Here is a 248-nt window from a genome sequence, read left to right as displayed (position 1 = left end):
GTGGCGCCGCGCTCCCTGGAGAACCTGCGCCGGGAGGCGGGCGCGGCCGCCGTACGGCTCGACAAGGACGACGAGTTCGAGGCGGCGCGGCTCGGCCGGCTGAGCGCGCGGGCCGTCGCCCAGCTCGGCCCGCAGGCGGACGCCGTGCTCGTCCACCACGACCTCAAGGGCGAACACCTGCTGGTCTCGCAGGACGGCCGGGTGCGTGGCGTCCTCGACTGGACCGACGCGGCCGTCGGCGATCCGGC

1 protein-coding gene is annotated in these 248 nt (G+C 77.0%); it reads left to right on the top strand.

Going from position 1 to position 248, the window contains the following annotated elements; all coding sequences use genetic code 11:
* Positions 1 to 248, top strand: a 248-nt coding sequence (locus G3I40_RS35500) for a phosphotransferase (RefSeq protein ID WP_164558954.1), incomplete at both ends; no start/stop codon positions are given.

It is taken from the genome of Streptomyces sp. SID14478 (genome assembly GCF_010548525.1).
GTDB lineage: Bacteria > Actinomycetota > Actinomycetes > Streptomycetales > Streptomycetaceae > Streptomyces.
This window is presented reverse-complemented; position numbering and strand designations above follow the sequence as displayed.